Raw genomic sequence first — 19863 nt, forward strand, 5'->3', positions numbered from 1 at the left:
TACCACGCCAAACACCTTGTATACCTAGCTTTTGCATCAATCGAGCAACTGTACAGCGCGCAATAATATAGCCTTCACGTTTCAGTTTTTGCCAAACTTTACGTACACCATATCGACCTGAACTTTCCTTCCAAATTCGTTTAATTTGTTCAGCATGATGCAAGTCATGTAAATCTCGCTTTGCTCGATGTTCTGGATTTTCGCAGAGATCTAGAGTCCGGTAATAGGTTGAAGCTGCGATCGGTAAAATCCTACAAATCGCATCAACACCATATAAGTCTTTATTGTTATGGATAAAATCCACCATTATTTGTGTGGGCGGTCGAGCTCCGCCTGGGCGAAAAAAGCGGCTGCTTTACGTAGAATTTCATTGGCACGTTTTAATTCTTTAATTTCACGTTCCATTTGCTTCATTTTTTCTTGATCAGATATCTGTTGTACTTTAACTGGATTTTGTTTATCTAAATATTTTTGATACCAAACACGTAGTGTTTCAGGAGTACAACCTATCTTGGGAGCAATAGCAGTGATCGCAGCCCAATTCGATGGATAATCTTTTTCAGATTCAATCAATAATTGAACCGCTCTTTCTCTGATTTCAGGGGTATATTTTAATTTTGTCATCGGAATAGTCTCTCAGAATATTGAGTCTCCGACAAACCCGGTACGGTTCATAGCTTAAAAAAAGCACGGCTTGATTGAAGAATAGATTGAAATTAATAAAAAGCCTGATCACGAAGATCAGGCTTTTTATTTTGTATATAGCATTGCCTTTGCATTGCTGCCTTATTTTGGCAACACTTCAATCAGTTCCACATCAAAAATCAAGGTGCTGTTCGGTTCAATCACATCGCCTGAACCAATTTGGCCATAGCCCAGTTTAGCGGGAATAAAGAAGCGATATTTTGCGCCTTCTTTCATTAGCTGTAAGCCTTCAGTCCAACCTTGAATCACTTGGCTGACTTGAAACTCCGCAGGCTGTTGACGTGCAATCGAGCTGTCAAAAACGGTCTGATCAATCAAACGCCCTTCATAATGGACTTTGACTTTACTGTTGGCCTTAGGTGACTTGCCTTGGCCTTGTTGTAAAACCATATATTGCAGGCCTGAAGCCGTGGTTTTTACCTCGGGTTTTTTCGCATTTTCAGCTAAAAAGGCTGCACCAATTTTGGCATTTTTATCAGCCAGTTGTTTAACTTCTAATAACTGTTTTGCCTCGGCTTGGCGTTTATATTGGGTGAGTACTCGCGCCATGTCTTCATCACTTAATGAAGCAGCTTGACCTTTAGATGCTTCACGTAACCCTTGCACAAAAGCATCGAGATCTAAATCTTGAATAGACTCGGCATTGCTCCGACCCATGAGGTAGCCAAAGCTATAACCGACTTGTTGGTTGATGCTGCTTTTATTATTAATCGGTGCAGCAAAAACAGGTGTAGAAAGTAACAAGCCACAGAGTAATGTTGTTTGAATTTTCATATTGTATTCTCAATAAAAAGAGGAGAGCAAAAGCTCTCCTTTGATTGACTGGTCTTATTTTACTTTGATCAGTTCAACATCAAAAATAAGTGTGCTGTTGGCTGGGATCATACCGGGTACACCTTGCGGGCCGTAACCTAAGTTAGAAGGGATGTAGAGCGTCGCTTTCCCACCTTCTTTCATGAGTTGTAGACCTTCAGTCCAACCTGGAATGACTTGATTCAATGGGAACTCAATTGGCTCGCCACGTTCAAGTGAACTATCAAAGACTTTACCATCGACCAGTTGGCCTTTGTAATGTACGGTCACGACAGAGCTGGCAGTGGGTTGCTTGCCTGTGCCTTCTTGCGTAATTTTGTACTGTAAGCCTGACGCTGTGGTTTTCACCCCAGGTTTTTTCGCATTTTCAGTTAAGAAGCTGTCACTGGTTGTTTGTGCTTGCTTCGCATCATTGGCCTGTTTTTGCTGCATTTCTTGTTGGAACTGCTCATAGGCTTGTTTTAATTCTTCTTCGCTATAGGCGGGTTGGCTACGGGCATGACCGGCACGGACACCGATTACAAAACTGTTAATATCGAGTTCTGGTGGAGTTTGATGAGCAACCTCATAACCCAGTGCATAGCTAATTTTTTCTACGGCAGATGCATTTTTTGAAACTTGGGCTTCGGCTGAAGCTGGGTGTTGAGATGCATAATAAACGGGAACAAGTGCAGCACCGCCTAGAATAACAGCTACAGCAATGGGTAAGGCTTTACTCATGTGAAATTTTTCCTAATTCTATTACATTCAAAAAGTTTTTTAGCATCTTAGCAGACTTCATGAATGACGTGTTTTGTACCACCAGTACATTTTCAAATTAATATATGCCGAAGTCCTTAAAAAAACTATAAGGATTTGAATATATAAACGTTTGTCATACAAAATAAAAAGCCAGAAATCAAGTTCTGGCTTTTTATCGGTTAGAGGATGTATTTAGTCTGATTCTTTATTGGCTTTATAGGCATAAGCATAGTTATAGCCATAACCATAGCCAGCACTTGAACGTTGAATATCGTTTAGAATGAATCCATTGACTTTCACACCAGCTTGTTCGAAACGATTCAAGGTCAATTCAAGCTCCTTCATCTGCGTTTTCGCATAACGGGCAATCACTAAGTTAACCCCTGTGTATTGAGAAATAATGATGCCATCCGTCACGGCTAAGATTGGCGGAGTATCGATAATCACATGATCGAACTTCTCAGACAGTTGTTCCAAGACGTTCTTAAACTGAGCCGAGCTTAAGAGTTCAGATGGATTGGTTGGACTTTTACCTCTGGAGATGACGCTTAAGCCAGGTACTTCAGTATTTCGAATCACTGTCTCTAAGCTGTGTTGGCCATTGAGTAATTCAGTGAGACCTGGTTGAGTGTCGTAGTTAAAGTACTTATGTAAATATCCACGACGTAAGTCAGCATCTACAATCAAAACACGTTTATCGCTTTGCGCCAAAATTGTGGCTAAGTTGGTCGAAATAAAAGATTTCCCGACTTCTGGTGCTGGGCCTGAAATCATAATGAGGTTATTTTTTGCAGAACTTAAAGCAAAATGAATGGCGGTACGCATACTTCTTAAGCTCTCAATAGCAATATCATCACTATTTTTAACAGCCAGAATAGGAATATTCTTTTTCTTTTTCAGAATGTTAATACGGCTTTCTTGTACAGGTGAACGAGGAACCGTTGCATACACGGGCAGATCCAACTCATTTTCGATTTGAGTGGAGTCTTTGATCCCTGAACGCATCATGTTGCGAACAAGTGCAATTAATACACCAATAAAACCACCTACAAATAATGATAAAATCAAAATGATTAATTTTTTAGGTTTGATTGGTCGTTCAGGTTCAACAGCTGTATCGATGATACGGACATTACCAATTTCCCCAGCATTTGCAATTTTGAGCTGTTGGTAGCTGTTAAGAAGTGATGTATAAAGCTCAGTATTTACTTTGACATCACGATAAAGTTGTAAGTACAGGCGCTGTGTTTCTGGAAGTTGTTTAATAGACTTGTTTAATTCTTGAGTCTTTTGATTTAAAGAATTTACCTGTGCATTAATTTCAGCCATCAACGGATGATCAAGTGTATATTTAGCAGACAATTCGGCTTGTTTCTGTTTTAACTCAATACGCATTTTCTCAAGTTCAATATTTTGCTTGAGCATGAGTTCAGCTTCTTGAGTGACATCTACCGTATTGTATTTTTCACGAAACTCATTAAATTTAATTTCAGATTGTTCAAGTTGTTGCTTTAATTCAGGTAATTGTTGATCTAAGAAATTGAGGGTTTGTTTTGATTCTAACGATTTACGCTCAATATTTTGTTGGTGATAAATTTCTAAAATATGATTCAGCACATTAGTAATATGCTGTTTATCTTCTCCAGCATAATTTAAACCAATGACACCTGTCATTTTCCCTTTTTCTGCTACACCATAATTTAATTTTAAGTTTTTGACAGCTGAAGGCAGTGAGAGTTTAGATAATATAAAAGCGTGTTCAAATGGCTGTGTACTTGAAATATTAATTTTCCAAGCTCCATAGCCGTCAACAAATTGATTGAGTTGATTTAAACGACCTTCAAAGATCACTTTATCTTTATGACTTAGGGTAAATTTAGAGTCTGCTTTGAAATCTAAAGTCAGTTGTTTGTCTAAATAATAATTTGGGACATCGAACTCTTTAACTAAAAAATTATTTTGCTTAGTGCTATAACTAACGCCTTGGCCATCAAATTTCAATTGGCCTTTTTCTGAGGAAAGAAGTTTTTTGAAGAAGCTATTATTTTGATCTTGAATACTGATGTTCAGATTGAGGTCATCAATCACTTTGCCTAACACCATTCGAGAATTTAAGATCTCAATCTCTGCATCTGCAGGCGATTTTTGACCAAGACCACCAGAGACTTCTTTGAGTTCGCCTAGTAATGCAGCAGACGCAGCACTTTTGCCATCTTCGACTTGAACTAAAGCATCCGTAGAATATATGGAAGGTGTGGTGCGAATATAGAGTAAGGCACAGATTAAACTTAATATGATGCAAAGAACGATAGTTTTCCATTGAGCAACCAGAGAAAAAAAGAGCTCTTTTAAATCAATAGTATCATCTTCAGTTTTTGAGTTTTGAGTCATAATTTAACAACTGATTATTCAATAATTTATATTAAAAATGTGGCATCCAATCCTGAACATAATTGCTTATGTTTTTACAGGACTCATTAAAAAAGTCTTGATCGTGTTGATAAGGGTCAGGGACATTTTTTCCTTGCCAGTGGCCTAATCTAAAGACCTTACCTTTTGCAAACGGCCATTGTTTTTCTATATGCTGAGCCTGATTCGTACTCATTACTAGAATTAAGTCTGCTTGCTTAATTAAAGATGCATTGATCTGTTTTGCAATATGTGGACGCATATCAATATTAAATTGGTCCATACAATGAATTGCTTTTTCATCTGCATGATGTCCTACCATTGCGGACAATCCTGCAGATTCAATGTGTTGTTTTGGGCAATTCGTCTTTAGGAAATATTCTGCCATCGGGCTACGGCAAATATTTCCGACACAGACAACGAGTATATTTTTAAACGCCATAATTATTTCCCAAGCTGATCAAAACTATAAAGTGCGCTCGAGAAAGGAATAATCTGATTCACTACACGCTGCCAACGAGTCAAACCAGTTGCATCAATGTATACAATGTCATTCTTTTTCATAGAAAATTGATTGGCTAATGCTAGATTACCAATACTACTCAAATTTAAGTGATAGATAGTTGACTGCTTTTGATCTAAATCTGTACGCATGACATAAATTCTAGCTGCACTAGCTGAGTAAGGGTTAATCCCTTCACTTTCACCCAATACATCACTTAAAGACATGCCTTGATCGCGTAAGTTAATCGCTTGGCTTTTACTTGATTCACCCATGACATAAAGTTTTTGATCTTGTTTTGTATTTACAAAAATTGTGTCATTCGGGCGAATTAATAAATTATGTAGTGATAAACCATTTTTTTCGAGTTGAATGGTATTTAAATTATACGTAGCGCCATTTCGAATAAGTTGAATATTAGTGGTGTCACCAGTTTTGGTATCAATACCACCGGCTTGACCTAGTGCGGTATAGAGGCTGATGGGTTGATCATTTAAAGTGTATTGGCCACTTTTAAGTACTTGACCATTTACGAAGTATCTTTTGCCTTCGTAAGATAACACTCTAACGACAACATCAGGGTGTTTTAAATATTTACTAAATTGACTACGCAAATATGTATTCGCTTGAGCAAGCGTTTTCCCAGCAATTTTAACTGACCCGACTAAAGGAAGCTGTACATTACCGTTAGGGTCAATGGGATAACCAACAGCTTTTACATTAGTTGCATCTTGAATTGGTGGTGTAATTTCAGGATAAGCCCAAAGTTGGATAGATAAAACATCACCTGCACTTAATTTATATATGGATTGCTGATGCTGAAATAACGTTTGAATTTGAGCTAAATTTTGCCAATTCGCTTGAGAAATAGCAGGAATATTATTTTGTGTCAAAGGTACAACATTTAATTCAGCACCTTGATCTGTTTTATAGGAACCTTGTTGTGGTAAATCATATGTCTGAAGTCCAGGGGTCATTGCGCATCCTGTAATTCCTAAACTCAAAACCAGCATAACGCTATAACGATAGTAATTCACTCGAATATAAATCCTATTTATAAATTTGAATGTTTTTGAACGGGCCAATGAACCCTAATTGTACGTTTCAGACTGCAAAATTCTATACTATTCGCGCTATTTAATATAGTTATTGATGTTTTAAAACGTAATTCGATTAGGTTTTTTATAAAATATAAAAAATGTACCTGAGACTTTGATCTTAACAAAATAGCATATAGATAAAAAGGACAATAGATTTGATCTATTTGAATCGGGAAGTATGACTTTTTATGTATGTTTAGAACATCATTACACAATCGAAATTTGATTTTCTGATATAATTTAACGCTATTTACAACATAACGATGATTGATGATTCATCGATGACATAGGCTTCAGTATGTTACAACTCTCCGAATTAAAAATTGCCATCATCGGATTAGGTTATGTCGGTTTACCGCTAGCTGTTGAGTTTGGAAAAAAAGTTCCCGTGATGGGCTTTGATATTCACCAGAAGCGTATTGATGAGCTACAGAGCGGACAAGATCATACTTTAGAAGTTTCACCAAAAGAATTAAAGCAAGCAACGCATTTAAGCTACACCACGAACCTACAGCAGTTAGCAGACTGTAATTTCTTTATTGTTACAGTTCCAACCCCGATCGATGAATTTAAGCAACCCGATCTGACTCCCTTGGTTAAAGCATCCGAAAGTATTGCTAGAGTACTGAAAAAGGGTGATGTGGTTGTCTATGAATCAACGGTTTATCCAGGTGCAACTGAAGAAGTTTGTATTCCTGTTTTAGAAAAAAATTCAGGATTAAAATTCAATCAGGATTTTTATGCAGGTTATAGTCCTGAGCGTATTAATCCGGGTGATAAATTGCACCGCGTTACTAATATTTTAAAAATCACTTCGGGTTCAACATCAGAAGTCGCTGATTATGTCGATCAAGTCTATAACTTGATTATTGAAGCGGGCACACATAAAGCAGCCAGTATTAAAGTTGCAGAAGCGGCGAAGGTAATTGAAAACACTCAGCGCGATGTGAATATAGCTTTAATTAATGAATTGGCGTTGATTTTCAATAAAATGGGCATTGATACGGAAGCGGTATTAGAGGCTGCTGGAACTAAATGGAATTTCCTTCCATTCCGTCCGGGTTTGGTTGGTGGTCACTGTATCGGGGTTGACCCGTATTACTTAACTCATAAAGCACAGTCGATGGGTTATCATCCTGAAATTATTTTAGCGGGCCGCCGTTTAAATGATGGTATGGGCGCTTATGTGGTGACTCAACTTGTTAAAGGCATGATCAAGAAAAAGATTCAGGTTGAAGGTGCGAAAATTTTAGTGCTGGGGTTAAGCTTTAAAGAGAACTGCCCAGATATTCGTAATACTAAAATCATCGATATTGTGCACGAGCTTCAGGAATATCACATTCAAGCGGACGTCTATGACCCATGGGTGGATGTATCGGAAGCGGAGCATGAATATGGTATTACCCCAATTTCAAACTTAGAAAATGGCAAATATGATGCTGTGATTCTTGCGGTTGCCCACCAGCAATTTAAGGTGATGGGCGCTGATGCAATTCGTGCTTTGGGTAAAGCTGATCATGTGCTGTATGACTTGAAATATGTGTTATCTCAAGCCGAATCTGATCTACGTTTGTAAGGAGCATACCATCATGAATCAATATCAACATGTATGTGAAAACCTCAAAACCGCACCTAAAACTTGGTTAGTGACTGGTGTGGCGGGTTTTATCGGCTCGAATCTTTTAGAAACTTTACTCAAGCTCAATCAAACTGTGGTGGGTTTAGATAACTTCGCCACAGGGCATCAGCATAATTTGGACGAAGTAAAAAGCTTAGTGACTGCGGAGCAATGGGCAAAATTCAGCTTTATTGAAGGTGATATCCGTCAGTTTGCAGATTGCCAAAAAGCATGTGTAGGTGTGGATTATGTCTTGCATGAAGCAGCGCTCGGTTCTGTACCGCGTTCAATTGCTGACCCCATCACCACCAATGAAACCAATATCAGTGGTTTTTTAAATATGCTCACTGCAGCACGTGATGCGGGTGTTGCTAGCTTTACTTATGCAGCCAGCAGTTCAACCTATGGTGACCATCCGGCATTGCCAAAAGTAGAAGAAAATATTGGTAAACCACTTTCACCCTATGCAGTGACGAAGTACGTCAATGAGTTATACGCAGACGTATTTGCGAAAACTTATGGGTTTAAAACAATTGGCTTACGTTACTTTAACGTGTTTGGTCAACGCCAAGATCCGAAAGGCGCTTACGCAGCAGTGATCCCGAAATGGACATCATCAATGATTGCTGGTGAAGATGTGTTTATTAATGGTGATGGTGAAACCAGTCGAGATTTCTGTTTTATTCAAAATGTTGTGCAAGCGAATATTTTAGCTGCGACAACGCAAAGCGATGAAGCAAAAAATCAGGTATATAATGTGGCACTAGGTGACCGCACTACTTTGAATGCGTTGTACCGCGCTATTCAGGCAGCGCTTGCGACAAATGATGTGAACTTTGAGCGTGATCCTGTTTACCGTGAGTTTCGTGCAGGTGATGTACGTCATTCACAAGCGAGCATTGCCAAAATTGAGCAGCATTTGGGTTATGCACCGCAGTTCAAAATTGCCGAAGGTATTCAGTTGGCTATGCGTTGGTACGTAAACAACTTAAAATGATATTGAACAGATGATTGCGAAATTTTTCGCAAAATATCAGTCCATTGGACTGATTACCTTAAGTTTACTGGCAGGTGCGATAATGACATTTATCGCACTTCCTGTTTTAACACGCCTATATTCTGTTGCTGATTTTGGCGCGTATGGCATTGCTTTGGCGATTGTCAGTGTACTTTCAACAGTAGCCAATATGCGTTTGGATCAAGCGTTGTTGGTCGCTGACGAACAAGATAAAAAAAGTCTGATTTTTGAAGGGGCTGTATTCTCAACAGTAATCGCTGTGATGAGTGGCATCATCATCATCGTGATTTTAAATGTTGAAATGGCGTTTGCTGTGGCAACGGGTGTGCTTGCTAGTACCCTCATTCAAAGCTTATACAATTACAAATTTTCAGCGCATAACGAATATTTTTGTGCGGGCTTAAATGTTTTCCGCAGTGCCATTGTAGTGGCGGTTCAACTGTCATTACCGCTTGTCATGAAAATCAGTTTGGTGAATAGCTACAATGTCAGCTCGATCATCATGATTGTGGCGGTGCTGATTTATTTACTGAAACATCAGCTCTATCAAGTCAGTTGGCAGGCTTTTAAAAATTATCAAGATTTTATCTATGCCAATACGCCTCACGCCTTGCTGAACAGTTTTTCACATAACTTGCCGTATTATGTGGTGTCGCATTTTGTGGGTGTGCAGGCAATGGGCTTTTATGCCATTGTCGAGCGGACTTTACGTGTGCCGATCAATTTGATTTCACAAACCTTACGTCAGTTTTTTATCCGTAAGTTTAAAAGCACGAATTCAAATAAAAATGCCTTAAAGGCAAGTGTGCTTTTAAGTTTGATGTCACTGCCTCTTTTTGCAATTTTCTTTATCTTGCCTGAATCGGTATATCTTTGGATTTTTGGTTCTGAATGGGTGGGGATCTCGACCTATTTCCAAATTTTAGCTTTAGGCTATTGGGCGGTTTTCTGTAATCCGCCAAGTTCGGCTTATTTAATTGCCAAGCGGAATAGCCAAGTATTATTTAAACTGCAAATCGTAGAACTCATCATTAAGTTCGCTTTATTTGCAGGCTTATATGTTTTATGTGCCGATAGAATTTATATGCTCTTGGCGGTGCCTGTAGCACTGATTATTTATAACTTTGCCATTTTATATGTGGTGTGGAGAAACAAAAGCTGATGTTTTTTAAAATCTTAAAATACATGAATTGGTTTGCTTCACAGTGCCGTAAAGTGATGTATAACATGGCATTTGGCACACAATTTCGTTACTTCGGCAAAGCATGTACCCTAGAGATTAATGGCCAAGTCAAGATCGGTAAGAATGTCTATATTGGCGATCATGTCAGTTTAATTGTTGAGCAAGGTGCGATTTTAGAAATTGCAGATAACAGTTTTATTGGTGAAAGCTGTTATATCAAATGCTTTGGCGGCAAAGTGTCGATTGGTCAAGATGTCAGCATTAATTCTAAGTCTTTTATTAATGGTTGTGGTGGTGTAAGCATTGGTGACAATACCCGTATTGGTACGCAAAGTATTTTGATTGCTAGCAACCATAAATTTGGTGAGCCTGATCTGTTAGTGAAAGATGCAATTACCAAGCAGGGCGTGAGTTTAGGGCAAAATATCTGGCTTGGTGCACGGGTTACGGTACTTGATGGTGTAACTATTGCCGATGATAGCGTGATTGGCGCTTGTAGTTTGGTGTCTAAATCTTTATCTGAATCAGGGGTGTATGTCGGTATTCCGGCCAAAAAAATCAAATCCGTATAAAGTGCTATGCATATCGTAAAACATATTTTCAGCGTAAAATATTCAGCTTAATTTTCTCCCTTTTGATTTTCTGATCCTGACATAGGTCATGCGTATGGCATTTATGGTTTCTGCTTTTCGACAGCTGTTTGATCTTGCTTATTTTATGGCAAAGGGCAGTGTGGCATATGCACGTAAAAAGGGGGTGAAAATTGGTGAAAACTGCCGAATTTATATTAAAAATTGGGGCTCAGAACCGTTTTTAGTCTCAATTGGAGATCATGTCACTGTGACTTCAGGCGTGAAATTTATTACCCATGATGGCAGTACCTGCTTGGTCAAAGATGATAAAGGCAAACGCTATCAACGTTTTGCTCCGATTCAAGTTGGTTCGCATGTCTTTATAGGTGTGAATAGCATTATTATGCCGGGCGTGAGCATTGGCTCAAATGTCGTGATTGGTGCAGGTTCGGTGGTGACCAAAGATATTCCTGACCATAGCGTGGCGATTGGTGTACCTGCCAAAGTGGTGTCGAGCTTTGCTGATTATCAAGCCAAAATTCAAAGCATCTGTGCCAGTGATAGCGACTTGGTTGGCATTAACGATTACCGTGCCCGTGTGGAACGTGCCATTTCGATTCAAGCCTCAAAAAGCTCGCATTAATATTTTCTCATTTCATAAAATTTAGGTCTGCATATGTTGAATAAAGTCATGTTCTTTTTGCCAAGCTTGGGCGGTGGCGGTGCAGAACGTACGGTCATTCAACTGGCGAACAGTTTTGCTGAACAAGGACTTAAAATTCATTTAGGCGTATGTGACCTGAATGGCGATAAAGCCAAGCTGTTACCCGAAGTCAGTTCTAAAATTGAATTGGTCAATTTTAATTGCGGTCGGGTGATGAATAGCATCACGCCTTTAAAAATAAAAATGAAAGCTGAGCAATATGATTGCTTAGTGGCCACGCAAACCCATACCAATATTGTGGCAGGCATTGCGAAAAAGCTTGCAGGTGTTGCAACACGTTTGATCTTCCGTGAAGTATCTACGCCGTCAAAAAATATGAAGTTGCAAGGCATTGCTAAATTTGTGCTGAAAATTTTGGTGAATTGGACCTATCCCATGGCACAGCAAGTGGTCTGTGTTTCTAAAGGGGTTGAAGCCGATTTTCGTGAATATTATGCCTATAAAAATAATAATCTGAGCACGATTTATAACCCTGTATTGGACGATGCCTATTTTGAAAAGCTAAAAGCACCTGTGACTAATCATTTTTTTAATGACAGCAACAAGGTGATTTTAGCAGTCGGGCGTTTGACTGAAGCCAAGAACTTTGGCTTTCTGATTCGTTCCTTTAAAGCCTTGCATAATCAGCATCCTGAAACCCGATTATTGATTTTAGGTGAAGGCGAATTACGTGCTGAGTTTGAGGCTCTATTGGCTTACTTGGGTTTAAACGATGTGGTGGATTTACCGGGCTTTGATGCTAATCCATACGCTTATTTTAAATATGCATCGCTATTTGTTTTAAGTTCAAATTGGGAAGGTTTACCGGGTGTACTGATTCAGGCACTGGCTTCTAAAGTGAAGGTGGTCAGTACCGATTGCCCAAGTGGACCAATGGAAATTTTAGACCATGCAAAATTTGGCTTATTGGTCGAATGCAATGATCAAGTTGGCTTGATGCAAGCCATGCAACAGGCGATTTTTGCCGATTATGTACATTATTCAGAAGCTGACTTTGAAGCTCATATTCAGCAATTCCATAAAGCAATGGTATTGCAGCAGTACTTAAATATGATGGAGTCTGCAATATGAATAAACCGTTAATGGTGCATGTGATTACCAATTTTGCAGGCGTGGGGGGGGCTGAGATGATGTTGGCACGCCTGATTCAATGTACTGAAGATCAGTATCAGCATGTGATCATTGCACTGATGAAAACTTCCAAGGTGTATCAAAGTACTTTAGAGCGTTGTCAGTCGCATTATGCACTCGGTTGGAATGGCATAAATACCCTGAGTACGATTCAAAAATTACGTAAATTGCTGAAGCAGTTACAACCTCAAACCGTGCAATGCTGGATGTACCATGCTAATGCCTTAACCAGTTTGAGCATTATTGGCTTAGCAAAAAAACCAAAGGTGGTATGGGGCATTCATCATTCGCTTGCTTCTCCTAAAGATGAATCGATCAGTACCAAGATTGCTTTAGGTTTAAGTAAAATCTTATCAAAACAACCGAACAGTATTATTTATTGTGCGCATTCTTCATTGGAACAGCACCAAGCATTTGGCTTTCAAAACCCAAATAGCCAAGTGATTGCTAATGGGGTCTTTCTCGATAAGTTTCAGCCTAATTCCCAATTACATGAGCCAACCGTGATTGGTTTTGCGGGACGTTATCATACCGCCAAAGGCTATCCATACTTATTTGAAACCATGGGCTTGCTGAGAGATAAAAACATCATCTTTAAAGTCGCAGGTGGCGGTGCAAGCTTAGATAACGTGGAAGTGAAAGCTTTATTTGAGCAGTATCAGCTAGATGCTCAAAAAGTACATTTGCTTGATCAAATCTCGAACATGCCTGCTTTTTATCAATCTATTGATGCCTTTTTGATGACTTCAATTACCGAAGGCTTTCCGAATGTATTGGTCGAAGCCATGGCATCAGGTTTGCCGTGTATCAGTACCGATGTTGGCGATGCTAAATACATTGTGCAGGATTTAGGCAGTATAGTTCCGCCACGTAATGCGCAAGCTTTGGCACAAGCAATTTTAAAATATGTGCAGCAAAGCAATGATGAAAAATTGCAGTTGAAACAAGCCGTGCGTGAGCGCGTAGAAGCGCATTTCAGTATTGAGAAAGTGAGTCAGCAATATATGCAAGTTTGGGAGCAAAGCCGTTGAAATTTCTAATGATCAGCAGTTTTCTGCCTTCTGTTTTAAATTTCCGCGGGAAACTGCTGGAAGCCATTCATGCGCAAGGTTATGAAATTCACATCATGGCGCCTGAGTTTGTGTCATTTCCTGAAGAGCAGCAAAAACTGCAAGCCCTTGGCTATCATCTGCATGAGATTCCCATGCAGCGTACCGGCACCAACCCGCTGGCTGATTTAAAATTATTAAAAGATCTCTATCAGCAGATTAGTGGTATTCAGCCGGATTATGTACTGTCCTATACCATTAAACCCGTGATTTACGGCACGCTCGCGTCATGGCTGGCGAAAGTGCCGCATCGTTTTGCTTTAATTACAGGTCTAGGCTACGCCTTTCAAAATGTGGAGTCTGGTAAGCGAAGCCTGTTCCAAAAGCTGGTGCATGGCTTATATGCGCAAGCGCTCAAACGTAGCGACAAAGTCTTTTTTCAAAACCCAGACGATTTAAAGTTATTCCAAGAGATGCACTTACTGGAGATCAGCAAACCCACTGTAGTTGTGAATGGTTCAGGGGTAAATGTGCAAGACTTTGATGTCATGCCTTTACCAAAAGATGATGCAGGCGTGGTCAAAGCTTCATTCTTGCTCATTGCACGGTTTTTGGGGGATAAAGGTGTGCGTGAATATGCTGAATCGGCACGTATCATCAAAGAAAAGCATCCTGAAGCGGAATTTCATTTGGTCGGTTGGATTGATGATAATCCATCAGCAATTTCTCAAGCCGAACTCGATGAATGGATTGCAGATGGTCGCCTCAAATATTGGGGCAAGCTCAGTGATGTGCGTCCTGCAATTGCGAAAAGTTCCGTGTATGTGTTGCCCTCTTATCGTGAAGGCACGCCACGTACCGTATTAGAAGCTATGGCGATGGGTCGTGCTGTGATTACCACCGATGCACCGGGTTGCCGTGAAACGGTTGTACATGGGCGAAATGGCTATTTGGTTGAGGTAAAATCAGTCAATGATTTGGTGCAAAGCTTGCAGTATTTTATTGAAGATCCAAAATTGATTGAATCTATGGGGCAACGTTCACGTGACATCGCCTTAAATAAATATGATGTGCATCAGGTGAACAAACATATGCTAGGTGAAATGGATATCCATTAAAGGCGATTCACCCAATTTAAGAGGCGATCTAGATGACCTTAAAATATATAAAAAGTGATTTATACCGTTATACCGGCCATGTCAGTTTTAAAACATTTTTGAAAACTTATTTTTTCAATCGCGGTTTTAATTTTTCATTTTGGCTGCGTTTGGCCAGTGCAAAAACGCTTTGGGCGAAGTTGGCTTATCCTATTTATTATTATAAAAAAAAGCAGTACGGCATAGATATTCATACCACAACTCAAATTGGATATGGCTTGTTTATTGGACATGGCGGGCCGTTGGTCGTTAATCCGACAACTGTGATTGGCAATAATGTGAATTTATCGCAATTTACCACCATTGGTGCAAATGGCGGCCGTCAAGCCGCAGAAATTGGCGATAATGTTTATATTGGGCCGAATGTCTGCATCATTGAGCATGTCAAAATTGGCAATAATGCCACTATAGGTGCAGGAAGCGTTGTGACCAAAGATATTCCTGAAAATGCAACTGCGGTAGGAAACTACGCGAAAGTGATCAGCATGAATAATCCGGGTCAGGCAGTCAATCGTCGTTGGACAGATTTCTAAACGGCTATATGGTTTGGCAGCTTTTAGAATGAGGAATATTTGAGTCCCTTTGACCGTTGAAATATTTTACAAATCTGATGGCTTTGGAGAGGGTATAATCATTGCTAGAAATGGATACCATTTCCCCATCTTTATCTAACCTCAAGAGTGAACCATGTTAAAGCGCTTATTGGATATTATGATTGCATCATCTGCGCTAGTGCTGCTGTCTCCTGTATATGCTTTTGTGGCATATAAGGTGCGAAAAAATTTGGGTTCACCCGTGTTATTTCGTCAGGTGCGTCCGGGGCTCAATGGCAAACCTTTTGAAATGATCAAATTCCGCAGTATGAAAGATGCGGTTGATGCACAAGGCAATCCTTTGCCCGACCGTGAGCGTTTAACACCCTTTGGTCAAATGCTGCGTTCCAGCAGTTTGGATGAAATGCCTGAACTGTGGAATGTGATTAAAGGGGATATGAGTATTGTCGGACCACGTCCTCTGCTGATGGAATATTTACCCCTCTATAATGAGCAACAAGCCAAACGTCATAACGTGCGTCCGGGCATCACAGGGTATGCTCAAGTGAATGGCCGCAATGCCATTTCATGGGAAAAGAAATTTGAGCTCGATACTTGGTATGTCGAAAACCGTTCATTATGGCTAGATTTTAAAATCATGCTGAAAACGGTACAAAAAGTACTGTCGAAAGATGATATTAGTGCCGAAGGTGAAGCTACCATGAGTAAATTTACGGGTACTTCGGAGCCTAAAGATGACTAAGCTCTATGCAATTTATGGCGCTTCAGGATGCGGGCGCAGTTTAATGCCTGTTGCACGCCAGCAATTAGCACGTGAAAGCGATGTTTCAGAAATCGTATTTATTGATGATGCCTTGGAATCGGTTGCAGAAGTAAACGCTCATCGTGCCATAAATTACCTCGCATTTTTAAATGAAACGGCTTCAGAAAAATACGTACAAATTGCCATTGCCAATAGTCATGTACGAGAAAAGATCGCTCAGCGTTTAAAGATGGATGGCATTCACCTTTGGTCGATCATCGCTGACAATGTGGTTTTAATGGATCAAATAGAGCTCGCTGAAGGCTCTGCTTTAAGTCCATTTGTCACCATTGGCTCAAATGTCAGAATCGGTAAGTGTTTTCAAGCCAATTTATACAGTTATGTTGAACATGATTGTGTGATTGGGGATTTCGTTACTTTCGCGCCAGGCGTAAAATGCAACGGCAATACTCATATACACGCGCATGCCTATATTGGCGCGGGTGCGATGATTAAGCAGGGCACACCTGATCAGCCTTTAGTAATTGGTGCAGGTGCTATTGTTGGTATGGGTGCTGTCGTGACTAAAAGTGTGCCTGCAGGCGCAACAGTGGTGGGCAATCCTGCCCGTATTGTGACGAAAAAATAGATGTTTAAACTCGATTTTGAGACTAGGAAAAACTCCATGTTAAACAGTGCATTTGAGCCTTGGCCGAGCTTCACTCAAGCAGAAGCCGATGCGGTATCAAAAGTCCTTTTATCCAATAAAGTGAATTATTGGACCGGTCAAGAATGCCGTGAATTTGAAAAGGAATTTGCACAGTTTGCAGGAACCAAGCATGCAGTTGCCGTGGCCAATGGTACAGTTGCGCTGGATGTAGCACTCAAAGCCTTAGGTATTGGCGCAGGCGATGATGTGATTGTTACCTCACGTACGTTTTTAGCTTCGGCAAGCTCGATTGTGACTGCAGGTGCCAATCCTATTTTTGCTGATGTAGAGCTGGATTCACAGAATATTTCTCGCCGTACCATTGAAGCAGTACTTACCCCAAATACCAAAGCGATTATCTGTGTACATTTGGCAGGCTGGATGTGTGATATGAACCCGATCATGCGGCTGGCTGAGGAAAAAGGCATTTTTGTGATTGAGGATTGTGCCCAAGCGCATGGTGCAATGTACAAAGGCAAATCAGCAGGTTCAATCGGGCATATTGGTGCATGGTCTTTCTGCCAAGACAAGATTATGACCACTGGCGGTGAAGGCGGCATGGTCACTACCAATGACGAAAGTCTGTGGAAAAAAATGTGGTCGTATAAAGATCACGGCAAAAACTTTGATAGCGTGTATAACAAGCAACATCCGCCGGGATTCCGCTGGCTGCATGACTCATTTGGCACCAACTGGCGCATGATGGAAATGCAGGCGGTCATCGGACGCTTACAACTCCAAAAAATGCCAGAATGGACGCAAGTGCGTAATGCCAATATGGCGCGTATCCAAGCGGCGTTTGAAAATAGCCCCTATTTTACTGTAGCTAAACCCTCTAGCGACTATGTACATGCCGCATATAAATGTTATGTGCAAGTCAATGTCGAGGCTTTACCTGAAGACTGGTCGCGTGATCGCATCATGGCAGAAATCAATACATTGAATGTGCCTTGTTTTAGCGGCTCGTGTTCAGAAGTGTATTTAGAAAAAGCATTTGATGGTACACCTTGGCGTCCTGCGCAGTCTTTACCGAAAGCTAAACAGCTCGGTACAACAAGCTTAATGTTCCTTGTACACCCAACATTGTCTGAGCACAGCCTGCAAAAAACCGTGGATGCGATTCAAGCAGTGATCGCAAAAATCTAAACCTGAAAAGCGCGTATAATATTCGCTCTCATCCGCTTTATTGACCCCATTTGAGCATCTTGTGAAAGACATTATCCGTTCTATAGCATCATTACCGCGTCGCCAAAAACAAATCGTTTTGGTGCTGATGGATATCTGTGTTTTACCGTTAATGATGTGGCTGGCATATGCCATACGTTTGGCACGTCTCAATGTTCAGGTCATGCAAGGACTGGATGCTTGGTATATTTATGTCGGTGTGGTAGGCATTCTGATTTTTGCCTTGCTCGGTATTTACCGTGCGATTGTACGTTCATTTAATGAAGACTATTTGCTGCGAATTTTAATCGGAACATTTATTCAAATCGTGGCCTTATACACGATTAAAAAATTGAATGTTGCATTTATTCCCATGAGTATTCCACTGATGTATGGCTTTATGCTGTTTTCATACATGTGGTGGAGCCGTGCCGTCATTCGCTACGCTACTCTTAAAACTTTTGCCAAAAAGCAAAGCCGTAAACGTGTGGCGATTTATGGCGCAGGGCTGGCAGGTCAGCAAATTGCAGCGGCCTTAAACCGTTCAGATGACTATTTACCTGTGTGTTTTATTGACGATAAGCGCTCCTTACAAGGTCAGTCACTGAGTGGTTTAAAAATTTACGCCCCACATCGTGCAGCTGCCAAGTTGGGTAAATTTGGCATTGAAGAAGTATTACTTGCCATGCCCTCTGTTGGTCGTGCACGGAAAAAAGAGCTGATAGAGTCTTTTGATACGGCAGATGTCAAAATTATGGAGCTCCCAGGGGTAACGCAACTGGTGGATGGTCAAGTCCAAGTTTCAGATATTCGCGAAGTGGATATTATCGATCTATTGGGGCGTGATCCTGTACCGCCGAAACCTGAACTGTTAGAAAAAAATATTAAAAATAAAGTGGTCATGGTGACAGGGGCGGGCGGTTCAATTGGTTCTGAGCTTTGTCGTCAGATTGTGAAGCATCAGCCGAAAATGCTAGTGCTGTTTGAAATGTCTGAATTTGCTTTGTATTCAATCGACCGCGAATTGCAGGCTTCTGATATACAAATTATTCCAGTGCTAGGTTCTGTCACCAATCAGAAAAAATTAGAACGTATTATTCAAGAATACAAAGTGCAAACGGTTTATCACGCCGCAGCCTATAAACATGTACCACTTGTTGAAGCAAATCCATTTGAAGGTATTCATAATACTTCCATTGGCACACAGCGTAGTGTAGATGCAGCGGTAAACCAAAATGTTGAAACTTTTGTTTTAATTTCTACAGATAAAGCGGTACGTCCAACCAATGTGATGGGGGCGTCTAAACGTATGGCAGAATTGTATTGTCAGGGTCTAGCGTCGACGAATCCAAAAACGCAAATTAGTATTGTACGCTTTGGCAATGTACTTGGTTCGTCAGGTTCTGTCGTTCCTTTGTTTAAAAAACAGATTGCTCAAGGTGGGCCTGTTACAGTAACGCACCCAGAAGTCACGCGTTATTTTATGACCATTCCTGAGGCAGCTCAGCTCGTGATTCAGGCAGGTGCGATGGGGACAGGTGGTGATGTATTTTTGCTGGATATGGGTGAGCCAGTTAAAATAGTAGACTTAGCTAAACAAATGATTCGTTTGAGTGGTTTTCGAGCTATAGGTGAAAATGATATAGGTGATATTGAGATACAATTTACAGGTCTACGTCCGGGTGAAAAGTTATATGAAGAGTTGTTGATTGATGCGGATAATGTGGAAAAAACGGATCATGAACGGATATTAAAGTCTTATGAAAAATATTATGGATATTTAGAGGTTTCTGAAATATTTACACAGCTTAAGCACTATAGGTATAGCGATGATTTAAAAGAATTATTTAGGATACTAAAAAAATATGTGGATGGTTATTGTTCAGCATCTATAGATAAGTAATTTTAATAGTAGTATTAAAGTTAAATTTAATTTAACTGGATGATATAATTAAGGATAACAAAATTAAAG

Annotated in this window: 18 protein-coding genes, 1 pseudogene and 1 other annotated feature; of the genes and pseudogenes, 13 read left to right on the top strand and 6 right to left on the bottom strand. The window is 40.2% G+C overall.

The genetic code is table 11. From position 1 onward, the window contains the following. The 6 genes and pseudogenes from MF4642_RS09545 to MF4642_RS09575 form a co-directional block, all read right to left on the bottom strand. A pseudogene (locus MF4642_RS09545) lies at positions 1–624 on the bottom strand (IS3 family transposase); the annotation flags it as partial. Next, positions 233–349 (bottom strand) — a sequence feature (AL1L pseudoknot). (Overlaps the previous pseudogene by 117 nt.) Before the next feature lie 162 nt (positions 625–786). Then, positions 787–1479, bottom strand: coding sequence for an FKBP-type peptidyl-prolyl cis-trans isomerase (locus MF4642_RS09555; protein WP_004684203.1), 693 nt, complete (start codon positions 1477–1479; stop codon positions 787–789). Between the two features lie 54 nt (positions 1480–1533). Next, entirely contained in the window at positions 1534–2238 is a 705-nt protein-coding gene (locus MF4642_RS09560; protein WP_078426052.1) for an FKBP-type peptidyl-prolyl cis-trans isomerase, read from the bottom strand. 213 nt (positions 2239–2451) lie between these two features. Further along, the gene (locus tag MF4642_RS09565; protein WP_078426053.1) at positions 2452–4650 is read right to left on the bottom strand and encodes a polysaccharide biosynthesis tyrosine autokinase; all 2199 of its coding nucleotides are present in this window, start codon (positions 4648–4650) and stop codon (positions 2452–2454) included. A 31-nt stretch (positions 4651–4681) separates the two neighbouring features. Beyond that, the gene (locus MF4642_RS09570) at positions 4682–5110 is read right to left on the bottom strand and encodes a low molecular weight protein-tyrosine-phosphatase (RefSeq protein ID WP_017396973.1); all 429 of its coding nucleotides are present in this window, start codon (positions 5108–5110) and stop codon (positions 4682–4684) included. A 2-nt stretch (positions 5111–5112) separates the two neighbouring features. After that, complete coding sequence (locus MF4642_RS09575; protein ID WP_193791713.1) at positions 5113–6183, bottom strand: polysaccharide biosynthesis/export family protein; 1071 nt, start codon at positions 6181–6183, stop codon at positions 5113–5115. Between the two features lie 385 nt (positions 6184–6568). On the opposite strand from MF4642_RS09575, the gene tviB reads away from it, so the two are divergent. The 13 genes from tviB (at position 6569) to MF4642_RS09640 (ending at position 19794) form a co-directional block, all read left to right on the top strand. Further along, the gene (tviB, locus tag MF4642_RS09580) at positions 6569–7846 is read left to right on the top strand and encodes a Vi polysaccharide biosynthesis UDP-N-acetylglucosamine C-6 dehydrogenase TviB (protein WP_078426055.1); all 1278 of its coding nucleotides are present in this window, start codon (positions 6569–6571) and stop codon (positions 7844–7846) included. Positions 7847–7859: 13 nt separating this feature from the next. Then, positions 7860–8885, top strand: coding sequence for an NAD-dependent epimerase/dehydratase family protein (locus tag MF4642_RS09585; RefSeq protein ID WP_078426056.1), 1026 nt, complete (start codon positions 7860–7862; stop codon positions 8883–8885). A gap of 10 nt (positions 8886–8895) precedes the next feature. Continuing rightward, a complete protein-coding gene (locus tag MF4642_RS09590) occupies positions 8896–10068 on the top strand; it encodes an oligosaccharide flippase family protein (RefSeq protein WP_078426057.1) in 1173 nt (390 codons plus the stop codon). Between the two features lie 23 nt (positions 10069–10091). Next, on the top strand, positions 10092–10661 hold the full coding sequence (locus MF4642_RS09595) for an acyltransferase (RefSeq protein WP_227518535.1): 570 nt from the start codon (positions 10092–10094) through the stop codon (positions 10659–10661). A 94-nt stretch (positions 10662–10755) separates the two neighbouring features. Continuing rightward, positions 10756–11304, top strand: coding sequence for an acyltransferase (locus MF4642_RS09600; RefSeq protein WP_078426059.1), 549 nt, complete (start codon positions 10756–10758; stop codon positions 11302–11304). Between the two features lie 33 nt (positions 11305–11337). Next, entirely contained in the window at positions 11338–12456 is a 1119-nt protein-coding gene (locus tag MF4642_RS09605; protein WP_078426060.1) for a glycosyltransferase, read from the top strand. Further along, on the top strand, positions 12453–13547 hold the full coding sequence (locus MF4642_RS09610) for a glycosyltransferase (protein ID WP_078426061.1): 1095 nt from the start codon (positions 12453–12455) through the stop codon (positions 13545–13547). Before MF4642_RS09605 ends, MF4642_RS09610 begins: the two co-directional genes overlap by 4 nt. Then, positions 13544–14683 (top strand): glycosyltransferase family 4 protein, encoded by a 1140-nt coding sequence (locus MF4642_RS09615; RefSeq protein ID WP_078426062.1) that lies wholly within the window; start codon positions 13544–13546, stop codon positions 14681–14683. The genes MF4642_RS09610 and MF4642_RS09615 overlap by 4 nt, the downstream gene beginning before the upstream one ends. A gap of 32 nt (positions 14684–14715) precedes the next feature. Next, positions 14716–15255: a serine O-acetyltransferase gene (locus tag MF4642_RS09620; protein WP_078426063.1), complete on the top strand. Its 540-nt coding sequence runs from the start codon at positions 14716–14718 to the stop codon at positions 15253–15255. Between the two features lie 154 nt (positions 15256–15409). Next, positions 15410–16018, top strand: coding sequence for a sugar transferase (locus MF4642_RS09625; protein ID WP_078426064.1), 609 nt, complete (start codon positions 15410–15412; stop codon positions 16016–16018). Next, complete coding sequence (locus MF4642_RS09630; RefSeq protein ID WP_078426065.1) at positions 16011–16667, top strand: NeuD/PglB/VioB family sugar acetyltransferase; 657 nt, start codon at positions 16011–16013, stop codon at positions 16665–16667. The genes MF4642_RS09625 and MF4642_RS09630 overlap by 8 nt, the downstream gene beginning before the upstream one ends. 36 nt (positions 16668–16703) lie before the next feature. After that, a complete protein-coding gene (locus tag MF4642_RS09635) occupies positions 16704–17873 on the top strand; it encodes a DegT/DnrJ/EryC1/StrS family aminotransferase (protein ID WP_078426066.1) in 1170 nt (389 codons plus the stop codon). Positions 17874–17934: 61 nt separating this feature from the next. After that, entirely contained in the window at positions 17935–19794 is a 1860-nt protein-coding gene (locus MF4642_RS09640; RefSeq protein WP_078426067.1) for a polysaccharide biosynthesis protein, read from the top strand. The last annotated feature ends 69 nt before the right edge of the window (positions 19795–19863 follow it).

It is taken from the genome of Acinetobacter sp. MF4642 (assembly GCF_002018925.1).
Taxonomy (GTDB): Bacteria; Pseudomonadota; Gammaproteobacteria; order Pseudomonadales; family Moraxellaceae; genus Acinetobacter; species Acinetobacter johnsonii.